Annotated in this window: 13 protein-coding genes; 6 read left to right on the top strand and 7 right to left on the bottom strand. The window is 33.6% G+C overall.

The annotated features are described in order from the left end of the window. Window positions 1-5 precede the first annotated feature (5 nt). Together QZ659_RS10945 and QZ659_RS10940 are read left to right on the top strand one after the other, a co-directional pair. Entirely contained in the window at window positions 6-914 is a 909-nt protein-coding gene (locus tag QZ659_RS10945) for a DUF4835 family protein (RefSeq protein WP_291725856.1), read from the top strand. Between the two features lie 93 nt (window positions 915-1,007). Next, complete coding sequence (locus QZ659_RS10940; RefSeq protein ID WP_291725855.1) at window positions 1,008-1,331, top strand: SCP2 sterol-binding domain-containing protein; 324 nt, start codon at window positions 1,008-1,010, stop codon at window positions 1,329-1,331. A 116-nt stretch (window positions 1,332-1,447) separates the two neighbouring features. Here the strand turns inward: QZ659_RS10940 and QZ659_RS10935 are convergent, their stop codons facing one another. Then, window positions 1,448-1,819, bottom strand: coding sequence for a hypothetical protein (locus QZ659_RS10935; RefSeq protein WP_291725854.1), 372 nt, complete (start codon window positions 1,817-1,819; stop codon window positions 1,448-1,450). Window positions 1,820-1,943: 124 nt separating this feature from the next. On the opposite strand from QZ659_RS10935, the gene QZ659_RS10930 reads away from it, so the two are divergent. Together QZ659_RS10930 and QZ659_RS10925 are read left to right on the top strand one after the other, a co-directional pair. Beyond that, on the top strand, window positions 1,944-2,120 hold the full coding sequence (locus QZ659_RS10930) for a hypothetical protein (protein WP_291725853.1): 177 nt from the start codon (window positions 1,944-1,946) through the stop codon (window positions 2,118-2,120). A gap of 51 nt (window positions 2,121-2,171) precedes the next feature. Further along, the gene (locus QZ659_RS10925; protein WP_291725852.1) at window positions 2,172-3,023 is read left to right on the top strand and encodes an SGNH/GDSL hydrolase family protein; all 852 of its coding nucleotides are present in this window, start codon (window positions 2,172-2,174) and stop codon (window positions 3,021-3,023) included. 145 nt (window positions 3,024-3,168) lie between these two features. Here the strand turns inward: QZ659_RS10925 and QZ659_RS10920 are convergent, their stop codons facing one another. The 5 genes from QZ659_RS10920 to QZ659_RS10900 all read right to left on the bottom strand — a co-directional run bounded on the left by QZ659_RS10920 (window position 3,169) and on the right by QZ659_RS10900 (window position 9,940). Then, complete coding sequence (locus QZ659_RS10920) at window positions 3,169-5,712, bottom strand: DUF5686 and carboxypeptidase-like regulatory domain-containing protein (RefSeq protein ID WP_291725851.1); 2,544 nt, start codon at window positions 5,710-5,712, stop codon at window positions 3,169-3,171. 105 nt (window positions 5,713-5,817) lie between these two features. Then, window positions 5,818-6,723, bottom strand: coding sequence for a UbiA family prenyltransferase (locus QZ659_RS10915; RefSeq protein WP_291725850.1), 906 nt, complete (start codon window positions 6,721-6,723; stop codon window positions 5,818-5,820). A gap of 85 nt (window positions 6,724-6,808) precedes the next feature. Continuing rightward, window positions 6,809-8,350: a 2,3-bisphosphoglycerate-independent phosphoglycerate mutase gene (gpmI, locus tag QZ659_RS10910; RefSeq protein ID WP_291725849.1), complete on the bottom strand. Its 1,542-nt coding sequence runs from the start codon at window positions 8,348-8,350 to the stop codon at window positions 6,809-6,811. Between the two features lie 101 nt (window positions 8,351-8,451). Continuing rightward, window positions 8,452-8,919 (bottom strand): hypothetical protein, encoded by a 468-nt coding sequence (locus QZ659_RS10905; protein WP_291725848.1) that lies wholly within the window; start codon window positions 8,917-8,919, stop codon window positions 8,452-8,454. A 265-nt stretch (window positions 8,920-9,184) separates the two neighbouring features. Continuing rightward, complete coding sequence (locus QZ659_RS10900; RefSeq protein ID WP_291725847.1) at window positions 9,185-9,940, bottom strand: alpha-ketoglutarate-dependent dioxygenase AlkB family protein; 756 nt, start codon at window positions 9,938-9,940, stop codon at window positions 9,185-9,187. A 131-nt stretch (window positions 9,941-10,071) separates the two neighbouring features. Between QZ659_RS10900 and QZ659_RS10895 the strand changes: the two genes are divergently transcribed. Both QZ659_RS10895 and QZ659_RS10890 read left to right on the top strand, forming a co-directional pair. Then, window positions 10,072-11,439: an FAD-dependent oxidoreductase gene (locus tag QZ659_RS10895; RefSeq protein WP_291725846.1), complete on the top strand. Its 1,368-nt coding sequence runs from the start codon at window positions 10,072-10,074 to the stop codon at window positions 11,437-11,439. Window positions 11,440-11,524: 85 nt separating this feature from the next. After that, window positions 11,525-11,926, top strand: coding sequence for a PLDc N-terminal domain-containing protein (locus QZ659_RS10890; RefSeq protein ID WP_291725845.1), 402 nt, complete (start codon window positions 11,525-11,527; stop codon window positions 11,924-11,926). A gap of 108 nt (window positions 11,927-12,034) precedes the next feature. On the opposite strand, the gene QZ659_RS10885 is transcribed toward QZ659_RS10890, so the two are convergent. Further along, window positions 12,035-12,841: a hypothetical protein gene (locus QZ659_RS10885; RefSeq protein WP_291725844.1), complete on the bottom strand. Its 807-nt coding sequence runs from the start codon at window positions 12,839-12,841 to the stop codon at window positions 12,035-12,037. Window positions 12,842-12,921: the final 80 nt, after the last annotated feature.

Here is a 12,921-nt window from a genome sequence, read left to right as displayed (position 1 = left end):
AAGGAATGATAAAATATATTTTTCTAAGTCTTGGATTTGTCTTTTTGTCTATTAGTCAAATTTTTGGACAAGAGTTTCGCTGTAATGTAATCATCAATGATACTCGTGTAGAAGCTCAAAACAAACAAATTGTAGGGCAACTGACTAAAGCCTTGACAAAGTTTATGAATACGACACAATGGACAGAAGACCGTTATGAAGAGTGGGAACGCATAGAGTGTAACCTTCTCATTACGCTAGACAAAAATACTGACCTTGCACAAGGCTTGTATTCTGGAGAGGCGCAGATTCAGTACAATCGTCCTGTATATGGAACAACCTATACCTCACCCATTCTCAATTATTTCGACAAGAATTTTGATTTTGCATATAAGCCTAGCGAGCCTCTGATTTATATAGAAAACTCTACCAACAACAATCTGACCTTGATGTTGGCGTATTATTCATATATTATTTTAGCTTTAGATTATGATTCTTTTTCATCGTTAGGAGGCAACCCTTATGTAGAAAAGGCTCAAAATATTATCAATAATGCACAAAGTACAGGAGTTGCAAATGTAGGGTGGCAAAGCAATGATATTCGTGCAAGATATTGGCTGGCAGAAAATCTAAACAGTCCACAGTTTATAGATTTGAGAAAAGAAATTTATAACTACCATAGATTAGGACTTGATGTAATGTTAGAAAAACCCACAGAAGCACGCAAAACATCGATAGAGGTTTTAAAAAAAATAAAAGAAGTAAATGCTATTCGACTCAATGCTTTGCTTATACAAACTTTTTTTGATGCAAAAGGAGAAGAACTCTATCAACTTTTCTCTAATGGAGAAAAACAAGAAAAGCTAGACGCAGCTAAAATACTACTCCAACTTGACCCTGCACACGCCGATTTGTATAGAAAATTACAAGAATAAATAAAAAAAAACGCTGCAAGCCGAGTTTTTTGTAGTAAATTGCAGATAAGTTATTTTTAGAATTTTTATTCACCCAAAATAAAAAATAAAACTATGAGCTTAGAATCTTTCACAGAGCGTGTAAAAAAAGTAGTTGGAACAGATAGTGGTCTTGGTAAATCTGTTAAGTTTGACCTTAAAGATGATGGCGTTGTTCATGTAGATGCAACACAAGTTCCTAATGTAGTTTCTCACGAAGATAAAGATGCAGACTGTACAGTCAAAATTTCAGAAGCTAATGCCAATAAAATGTTGGATGGCGATTTGAATCTTATGGCTGCTTACATGACAGGAAAAGTAAAAGTAAATGGAGATATGGAATTGGCTATGAAAGTAGTTCAGCTTATCGGTCGTCGTGCTAAAGAAGGAAATGTGTAAATTATATTGCTTACTTTAATTTTTGATTTTCCTCAAAAAACCTCTGAAATATAAAAAATTCTATATTTCAGAGGTTTTTTTTGTCTTGATGAGCATTATCAATTCTACAGTATCCATTATTTGGCAGGCTTATGTTCTGCTAATTTTTGTTGTAAAGCACGTAGATATTGCTGCACTTTCTCCGATTGTTGCGTACTGTTTTTGAAGCGTTTTCTAATAAAAGTATCATTGTTTAATTCTTCGGCTTGCAGAGTTTCTATATGTTCGAAGGGAGAAAACTCTTCTTTTTCTTTGTCTCGTTTTTGTTTTTGAGCTTTTCGAAACTGCTCTTTAAGTTCTTGATAAATAAGTGGTTCTACTTTTGATTCTATTTCTTTCCAAAGAGAAGCAGAAATCTGAACAAAGATAAGTTCGCCATTTTTATCAATAATTTTTGTGAGATGGGCTGTTTGGAAAGCCTCGCTCTCCATATTTTCAAATTCTTTCATTGTTTTTAGAACTGATATTTAACACAATTTAATGCCTATTTGAGTAGGGAAAAATATCTTTCTACTCGTCTATATTTCAAATACAATCTTACTTTTTTATTGTCTTATAAATTTTATTTCAACTATGCCAATCAAAATAAAATATCTTCAACTGATTACCAAACATTTGAGTGGACAAATCACTAAAAAGGAATCTGAAGTACTACAAAAATGGTTAGTAAAAAGCCCATTGAATCAGCTTTTGTTTGTCGAACAAGAAGACTTGTGGCAGTCTTTTCATAAGAAAAATGTTTCTATATAGAGCTTTAACAAGTTAAAAAAAAGTAGCTTTTTGAACAGAGAATTGATAAATTTGAACTTTATTAGTTCTCTTTTCTTAATTTTTTATTTACCTGCCTTGTCTGATTTCGTTCCAAATTCTCATAAGAAAAAACCTACTTCAAATTTACAAAAATTACTTTCTGTTTGGTTGGTTGTTTTGTCTGTTACCATAGGTTTGTACATAATAGATAACTCTGAAATTCCATTAGAAACCAATATTTCTATAAAAAAGCCAAATACAAAAGAAATATTTACGCCTCCTTCAACTGATTTTCTGTACCAACAACTAGCAAAACAGACTTATTTCATTGTTGATTCTTTGGAAACTGCTCGCCGAAACAGCATCGACACTTCTGCACAGCGCATTCTATTGACAGGTGATTCTATGGCAGAAGGCTTGTATTTGGCTTTTCGCAGCTATGCTAGTTATAACAATCATTATTTGAAAGGTAGAATTTGGTATAGTTCCCTAACCATTCAATGGAGCAAAACTGATAGTTTGAAACGCTTAATAGAACTTTATAAGCCTACTATCGTAATTTTCACACTTGGAGCCAACGAACTTTTCCGAACAGATATTTACGAACGTGAGAAAGATATTCAAGATATTATCGCACAAGCTGGAGATACGCCTTTTATTTGGGTAGGTCCTCCCAACTGGAAAGACGACACAGGAATTAATGAAATTATTGAGCGAAATATGCCAGCTAACACTTTTTTCCTTTCCAAAGATTTAGAATTTGAAAGGGAGCGAGACGGAGCGCACCCAACCAGAGAATCATCAAGGGTTTGGGCAGACACCATCGCCAACTGGATTATGAATAAGTCTCGCCATAAGATTTTATTAGAAAAACCTATTGCAGAAGGGTCAGATGATAAATAATACCAAAATAAAAGCTACTACTTTTGGTCTGCTCTAACGAGACTGCCCTAACTTAATTAAGGTCAGTTCCGATATATATAACAACATACTATAACTTATTGATATTCAATAAATATAATCCTAAGTTCACGTTATTTTAGTATAATTACAATCTAAATTGAGCTGACACACGAATCCCCCACGGACTCACATCGTCTTTTTCTAAATAAGTCAAGCGATGTACTGCCTGTACTCTTACAAATCTAAAAATATTGCTAATTCCGTAACTTACTTCTGTATATGGGCGATGGTCTAGGCTACCAAATTTCAAAATAGGTTCACCTTTTGAATTAGTCTCTGGAATTAAATCTATATTTTTCTGGCTTACATTTCCTACCAAAACATTTCCTTCTACAAAAGCTCGCCATTTGAGTTTCCTCATAAGTGGAATTCGGTTGAGTAAGAAACCATTAAAATCGTGTACTAAATTAATAGAAGCATACTTATCACTCACAAATTCGAAATAATTCATCAAATTGAACGAAAGCTGATTGTAGAAAGGAGTTTCATTGCCTAAATGCGACTCTAAAAGTGGGTAAGGAAGAGTAGAAGGAGTAAAGCCAGCACTCATAAAATAATCTGTTCGCCCAAAGATACCCAAACGGAAAGAATGTTCTATGCGAGCCGAAAATTTGTGATATTCCAAATCGCCTCCTAAAAAATCTCCCAAGCCACGAATATAACGTAATTTAATAACGGGATATTTACTTCCCAAATTAGCACGAGTAAGGTCAGCATTAATGTAACGTTCTCTAAAACCAATTCTAACTTCTGCCATAAACTCTGAAACTGTAAATTCTCTTTTTCGTATTTCTGTGTTTTTAGGGTCAATATATTCGAAGCTATAAAGTGGGTCGTAGTTTTGTTGTCGGTACGTAATTTTTGGAGTCAGACCTTTTACAATATCTGTTTGTAGATAAACGCTACTCTGCCTATGATAAAACGGACGGTTTTTGCTCAAATCTCCCCAACGGCTAAATGCTGAAAAAAGAACATTACTACTAGAACGAAAATCTTCATTAAACAATGCAATTTGCTGGAGGTCGTATTGATGTTGTATTCCAAATACTGTCCAAAGACGGCGAGAAAGAATGGTTCTAAACTTGGCGTTGTATTTCCATTTTTTATCACCAAATCCATAAGCTACTCCTGTTAGAAACTGTACTTTTTTACTAAAATCACTATTTGTACGAATATTGAGCATCACACGACTTCCCTCAATATTATTGTTCGAATACACCGTCAGAAGCTGTCCTATATCTATTTTACCAACATCTTTGTAGCCATTGATGAGCAAATCTGCAATTTCGATATAACTTTTTACCATAGGAAGGTTGCTAATCGTATCTATCATTGCATAAACCGTTTGCTCGCCTGCTGTAAGCGAATCGTGCCTATTTTTTTGCCAAAACTCATCAGTAGAATTATTGACTTCGGCACTTACCACAATAGCATCTTTATAAAATTTGATGTCTTTTGGCTTATTGATGACAATATTTTCAGCCGAGCTATACGATTTGAGAAGCATACCTGCCCACTTGTCGTTGATTTGTCCTACATCGACTAAAATACGAGTCTTGACAGGCAGCCATGCCATTTCTTTTGTCTCATTTTCAATAGGCTTTAAATCTTGCTGAATTTTTATTTTTTCAATAAAATTGAGGTTTGCCGATTTTGGGACAGTAGCATCTATACGCTTTAGAGCAAAAGTAGAATCATCTGTAATCCACATCGTACCTGTAAAAGCTAAATCTTCCTTTCTTTTGGGTTGAAAGTCTATTCGATAACACCAAATACCATCTAGTTCAGTACGTTCTTGTAGCTCATAATCATAAAAAAGTCTCCAACTTTCTGAAATAGGAGAAACAAAATCTTTCTCTGCAATCTGAATCCAGCTTTGATAAAAATTATAGTCTTGAAACGAAGAGCCTACAAGTTGCGAAACAATACTACCATCTTCTACTCCTACTCCTTTGATACGTGTTTTTTCAATTTCTTCTTTTACCTTTTGAGGATTGTCTCGGTAATAATATTTTGAGATAGTTTCAGAGATAAATAAAGGCAAGATGGGTTTTCCATCGTCTCCAGCCAAATTTTCTACACTATCTACCACTCCTACAATTTTGCGAACCAATTTTTTTTCTTTGAATTTGTCAGAAATATTATCTACATCTAGCTCTACTTTGGAATATGAATCATACTGATAAGCAGAAAGACGACGTTTATCATTTTCAGATTTATGGTCTAAAACTCCTCTCAAATATTCCCAAGCAGGGTTTTCTTGTTTTCCTGCCGTTATTACAATGGCTTTTAGGGTTTCTTCGGCAGGAGCTAATTGGTAGTCAATATTTTGAGTAACTCCTTTTTGAATCGCTTTTTTCTTGGTCTGATAACTCACATAAGAAACCACTAGAGAATCAGTCGCTTTATCTGTTTCAATTTTGTAGAAACCATCAAAATCAGTAGATGTTCCGATAGTTGTCCCTTCAAAATATACGCTGGCAAACGGAACTCCGTCTCCTGTTTCAGCATCAGTTACCTTGCCTGTAATGATTGTTTTTTGAGCCTGTAATGAAAAGCTACAACAGAAAAAACCTAATAAGAGAAATAGTTGGAATAAAAAGAAACGATAAGAAAAAATAGCATTCATATAAGTAAGAGATTGGTTTAGGACAGTAAAAATAGAGTTTCTTAAGATTAGAATAAAAATAAATGAATATAAGACGATTAAAAATGTATTCTACCCTTACGTAACTTATAGATGTGTTGTTGCTAATAGAAAAACTAAAAACTCTACTACAAACAGTCCATCGATAAAACCTGTAAAATACCACTCTGAACGTTTGTGAGAGCTTCCAATAATGAGAAATGTTGTGATAAAATAAACTATTCCAAAATACAACAAATAATTTTCATGAAAATAATATACTAAAACAGCACAAACTAATAATAGCAAAATAGCCAAAACTTTGCTCTTTACAGGATTTAAAAGGCTGACAAGCGTACCCAAACCTACTTTTTTATCATTTTCTTTATCACGAATATCAAAGGGAATAGTAATAGCTAATGTAAAGAAAAAACGCTCTAAAAACAGTGCAATTATTTTGGGGGCTTTAATAATTAGCTCTTCGTGCAGCATTGGAAAAATAACGGTTGCACTCGCCCAAACATAAGCAATCAAAAATATTTTGAGATAGGGAATATTTCGCCACGCAGGAATAGAAAAATACTTCTTTTGCTCAAACTCCCTGTCTTCTTTGCCATTAATTTCTTCCTTCAAAATGTTATCTGAGGGCAGTTCAATATGAATCGGAACAGTATAAAAAATAGAAATTACAGCCAAATGCACCAAAAACCAAAATTGATTGAGCGTAAGAAAAAAAGGGGCAGGAATTAATAATACAAGACTTAAAAAGAAAATAACCTTGAGAGCATTTCTTTTTTTGTATATAAATTCAAACTTTTCAGAAGCCTTACCTGCTGTGTAGAAAACACACAAATTATAAGTTGTAAGTGTTCCGAAAAACAAAACCCAAAGAGGTGCTGTTTCAAAATAAATGCCGACCGTTTCGAAAAGCAATATATAGCTACTCAATCCCATAAGAGCTGCTCCTATGGCTATCCAAAAATTACCAAAAACAAGCCAACGAAGAAAAGTCAATAATGAAGAATTGAAAATGAATAATTAAAAATTTCTTTACGTTAAACGATGAATCGTTGGCTATGTTTTCACATTAAAGTATGAACTATACTAAAACTTCCCCAGTCATTTCCTTTGGAATTTCTACTTTCATCAGTTTTAAAACTGTTGGAGCAATGTCTCCTAGTTTTCCATTTTTTAAAGAATAATTATTTTTTATCTCATCTTTTGAGAGTAAAAACATCGGAACTTCGTTTGTCGTGTGTGCTGTGTTTGGCGAACCATCTTCGTTTTTCATTTTGTCAGCATTTCCATGGTCTGCAATGATAATGACTTGATAATTATTTTCTAGCGCCGTTTTAGAAACCTCCTTTGCACATGTGTCGACCGTTTCACAGGCTTTAACAGCGGCTTCAAACACGCCTGTATGTCCTACCATATCAGGGTTAGCAAAATTTAGACATACAAAATCAGGTATGTTTTTATTTAAGTCTTCAATTACTTTATCTTTTAGCTCAAAAGCACTCATTTCAGGCTTCAAATCATACGTTGCTACTTTTGGGGAGGCACACATAATTCGGTTTTCTCCTTCAAATTGCTTTTCTCTTCCTCCAGAAAAGAAGAAGGTTACATGAGGATATTTTTCAGTTTCGGCAGCACGAAGCTGTGTTTTATTGTTTTTCTCTAAAACTTCTCCTAACGTATTTGTCAAATCTATATCTTCAAAAATGACTTCTACGTTTTTAAAATCCTTGTTATAATTTGTCATTGTAACATAATGCAAATCCAGTTTTTTCATTGCTTGCGCTTCAAAATCTTGCTGTGTTAGTGCTTGTGTAATCTCTCTACAACGGTCGGTACGAAAATTAAAAGCAATCACGACATCTTTTTCTTCTATTGTAGCTAATGGCTTGTCGTTTTCATCTGTAATAATTATCGGCTTCAAAAACTCATCTGTAATCTCCTCTTTATACGATTCTTGAATAACTAAAACAGCGTCTTTTGCTTTTTTTCCTTCTCCTTTTACCATCGCATCATAAGCCAGTTTGACCCTCTCCCAACGGTTGTCTCTGTCCATCGCATAATAACGCCCAACAAGTGAAGCAATTTTGGCATTGGTAGTTTTCAAATGCTTTTCTAAATCTGAAATAAAACCTTCTCCAGAATTAGGGTCAGTATCTCTTCCATCGGTAAACGCATGAACAAAAATATCTTCCAAACCTGCTTCTGTAGCTAGTGAAGTAAGAGCCTTTAAGTGAGAAGAATGAGAATGCACACCACCTTCTGAAACCAAACCAATAAAATGCAACTTTACGTTTTTTTCTTTTGCATGTTGAAAGGCTTTTTGCAATATTTCATTTTTTCCTAACTGATTTTCTTTAATAGATTTATTGATACGAGCCAAATTTTGATAGACAATTCGCCCAGCACCAATATTCATGTGTCCGACTTCTGAATTTCCCATTTGTCCTTCTGGAAGTCCTACAAACTCGCCATCTGTTCGAAGTTTTGAGTTAGGATAATTGTCGTACAAACTATCTACAAATGGTGTTTGGGCTGCATCGATTGCCGAAACTGCTTTATCTTTAGCAATTCCCCAGCCGTCTAAAATCATTAAAAGAACTTTGTTGTTTTCTGTGTTGCTCATTTTTGACAGATTGAACCGTCGTTGAGGCTAGAGCCGTCAACGAGGATTGAAAAATATTTTTTATAAAACGAAGGTAAAAAAAGTTTGTCTATCAAAAAATATCATTTTTTCTCTGCAAGCTCATAAAAATATTGCTCTAAGGCTTCCAAGTTTTTGTATTTCTCATGTTTTTCTATTTCGATAGAATTACTCTTGATTTGATAATCGTATTCTTCGTTGTTTAGATATAGCTTTCCTTTTACTTCCTTCTTGTAGCGCATATGTTTGTGCGTGCGATTATCGTCATAGCTGATGATTATATTTTCTTTGAGATTTTGAAGTTCAATAATTTGCATCAAAGTATCTAGCTGTTTTTTAGATAATCCAATCGTATCAGCATAATTTTCTGTGCGAGTATCGATATGATGATATATTAGCTTTTCATCTTCAATTTTCCACTTTCGTTTCGAATAATTATATTTTCTTCTTGAATGGTCGTCGTAATAATCTCCGATAGTTAGTTCTAATTTCAAGCCTGTTTTTGAAGTGAAGAGTAAAAAAGTCAAGAGAATAAGCGTAAAAAATTTCATTGTTTTATGATTTCTTTGTCAATATTTATAAAGCATATACTGTTTTAATATCTCGTTGCGCTGCAACTCTAGTTTACATTACTTTTCTTATTCTACAAATAGAACGTTACGCTGTAACTTGTTCTTTTTTCAGACTAGCTAAGACAAAAAAGTTGCAGAGTAACACAATATTAGTAGAAAGATTCATTGTAAAAGAATATGACAGAGTTGCAGCGCAACGAAATGTAAAACATATTTTATATTTCTCATAACAAGACCTGCTCTTTTATAATTTTATAGTTCTGAAAGTAAGATTGATTCTGTTTGTTTTTATTTTGGCTTCTTTTGGAATGGCGTGTTGCCAAAAATGTTGAATCTCTCCAGCCATAATCAAAAGCAAGCCATTTTGTAGAGAAAATTCTACTTTTTCCTTCTTGTTCTTGATATTGCGAAACAAAAAACGACGAGCTGCTCCAAAATTGAGAGAGGCAATAACAGGATTTCTGCCTAGTTCTTTTTCGTTATCACTATGCCAACCCATCGAATCTTGTCCATCTCTGTACCAATTCATCAGAACACTATTAAATTTTATATTTTCTAGTTCTGATATGGAAATTAGTTTTTCAATCTCATTCTTGACAAAAAGCAGTTTTTCATTCCACGAATTGGGTTCTAATTTCAGATTTGAATAGGAGTAGTTAGCATCTTTATCGCCATACCAAGCTGAAAAACGAGGCTCAAAAAGCATTTTTCCAAAGATTTTGATTTGATTATGCTGCCAATCTATATTTTTGAATTTTATTTTGGCTAAATTTTCTTTCTCAAAAGTTCTCCAGTCTGTACTTTTCCAGTCTGATTCGTTTTCAGTTTCTAAAAAATAATCCATTAGCTCACTACTTATTTTTTCATCTAAAAAATTAGGAATAAAAATTAGCTTTCCGTTGGGAATAGTAATATTGAATAATTCTTTAGTTTTAGAACAAGAATACTCGTCTTTTTTGGGGAGAATGAAAGGAGATTGAGAAGAGTTAAATAAATTCATAACTTTTTGTTGGATAAAACATAGACCTTAAAATTTGTGTAGATTAGATTCTAAAGCAAACAACCTAGTTTTTGGTTTATCTTTTCTTAAATTGTCAATTATTCACAGAACTAAAAAACAACAAAAAATATATGTCTTCAAAAGTTACTTTAGTGGGTGCAGGACTTGTAGGGTCGTTACTTTCTATTTTTTTAGCTAAAAAAGGACACCAAGTAGAGGTATTTGAGCGTCGTCCAGACTATCGTAAAATGGGAGCTGTCGGTGGACGTTCTATCAACTTGGCTCTTAGTGAGCGAGGTTGGAGAGCCTTGAAAGCAGCAGGTATCGAACAAAAAATCAAAGATATTGCACTCCCTATGCGTGGGCGTATGATGCACGACATAGAAGGAAACCTAACTTTTCAACCATATGGAAAAGAAAATCAAGCGATTTATTCGGTTTCTAGAGCTATCTTGAATGAGGTCTTAATGGATGTAGCAGAAAAAGAACAGAATGTAAAATTTCACTTCAATCAGCGTTGTGAGAATATAGATATAAAAGACACAGAAGCCACTTTTTTAAATGAAGAGGAACAGACAAAAAACAGAGTAAAATCTGATATTGTTATCGGTGCAGATGGAGCTTTTTCGGCTGTACGTGGAGAGCTTCAAAAAATGCCACTTTTCAACTATACTCAACATTATCTACCTCATGGATACAAAGAACTCACTATTCCACCCAACGAAGACGGCAGTCACAAATTAGCTCCTGATGCCTTACACATTTGGCCTCGTCGTAGTTTTATGCTTATTGCATTACCAAACACTGATGGAAGTTTTACGTGTACGTTATTTTTGCGATTTGAAAGCGACAAAGAACATCAAGAAGCCTTTGACAAACTAACCTCTGATGAGGAAATTATATCATTCTTCGAAACTCATTTTGCTGATGTCATTCCTATTATGCCAACACTTTTAGAAGATTTTAAGCAAAACCCAACTTCTTCACTCGTTACGATTCGTTGTGCGCCGTGGGCATATCAAGGAAAGGTCTGCTTGATTGGAGATGCTTCTCACGCTATTGTTCCATTTTATGGACAGGGAATGAACTCTGGTTTTGAAGATTGTTTTTATTTCAATGAGTTTATGGAAAAGCAACTTAAAAAAAATAAAAACATAGATTGGCAAGAGCTTTTTTCAGACTTTCAAGAAGAACGTATTCCGAATACCAATGCCATAGCAGATTTAGCCATTCAGAACTTTATAGAAATGCGTGATAGAGTAGCCGACCCAGAGTTTTTGCTTAGAAAAAAGATTGAAGCAAAGCTACACGAACAGTTTCCAAGCCGTTGGATTCCACAATATACAATGGTTACGTTTAGTCATTTGCCGTATTCGTATGCGCTCAACACAGGAAAGAAACAAGAGCAAATTATGAATGAGATTATGAAAAAAGAAGATATTGAAAATAACTGGCAAAACTTAGATTGGGAGAGTATTGTAGAACAATTACAATCATAATTTCTAACTTTTTGTTAAAATCTGTCGTATAACCTTTCTACAAACACTTTGTTTGCTACTTCATTTTAAACAAAAACAATAAGCCATGAGTCAAGGTAAAAAAATTTGGTTAGGTATTTTCACATTTGCACCTCTAATAGTAACTATTTTCGGAGTTATTGCTTTCATTGGAGCATTTATCAGTTTCTTTTCTGATGTTTCTCAAAATCAAGTTCCCGAATCGCCAAAGCTTTTTATAGCGACATTCTTTACGTTTTTTATCTTGATTTTCTTAGCCTCTTTAGTAGATTTAGGAATTACAGTTTACTACATTGTAGATATTGTCAGAGATGAGAGCGTATCAGAAAATGAAAAAGTAATTTGGGCTTTAGCCTTGTTTTTTGGTTCTTTTATCAGTACGGCAGTCTATTATTTTGTTCGTATTTGGAATAGAAAAGAGGGAGGAGTTTTTAAGGAAAGTGAAAGCTATAGAATGGCAGAATATTAGAATATATTTTATACAAGTTCTTTTGAGAAGGAAAAGCATGTCTTTTCTTTACCTATAGTCAAATCTAAAAGAGCTTCAATGTTTTTGAGGCTCTTTTTATTGTATCTCTTATTTCTTAAAAAAACGTTCTTCTTGCCCTTCAAAAAGCAAATAATATGCGCCTAAATTTAGATTAGAACAATCTACTGTAAGTCCATTTCCTTCCAAAACAAGTTTTCCGTTATTGTCTAGAACTTGATATGTGGTAGAGCGAGAAAATGTAATTCTGTTGGTTACACTTTTAGGATAAAAAGTAACTTGCTGCTCTCCTTCAGAAACAAATTTTATCTCTGGAGAATAGTAGTATTTTCCTGTAACATCTAAGTATTTCAGTCTATAAATATTTTCTCCTGCACGGTGAGTTAAGGGTAATGTATATACATTTTGTTGGTCGCTTCCTTTACAGCTAATTACCTTTTCTACAATCCAAGTTCTGTTATTTTTGATTTGAATAAAAAACTGACCAAATTTTTTCTCTCCTTTTGTTACCCAAACCATCGTATTCAAATCAATATTGATAGAAGAAAAACGAAAAGGTAATCGGTCTTTTATAGCTTGTGGATTCAATATTTTTGGATTACAACTTCCTGTATGTACAATCTTGACAACGACCTCATCATTGATTTTTAGAAAGGACATATTAATATCAAAAGCAGTTGTGGTAGGAAATTTTACAGTTTTATTATTGACAAATATTTCTTTTATACAATACTCTTTATCTGATATTTGAGGGTTCTGAACATACAAATTTGTTCCGTGATACACTCCCTTTATCAGTAGCTCTTCTTTTGTATTGTCTTGAGCCAAAACAGAACCTGAAAACACCACAAAAATGAAGATAGCGATAAAAGAAAAGAAAGATATTATTTTTTTCATACATCTGTATAAATAAAATCGTCTAACAAGAGAGTTTAACAAAAGGGTACACCAAATTAATCAAAAAAAAACAGTTTCCT

This window comes from Bernardetia sp., assembly GCF_020630935.1.
Lineage (GTDB): Bacteria > Bacteroidota > Bacteroidia > Cytophagales > Bernardetiaceae > Bernardetia.
Note: the sequence above shows the minus strand (reverse complement) of the source record. Positions and strands in the feature narration are given on the sequence as shown.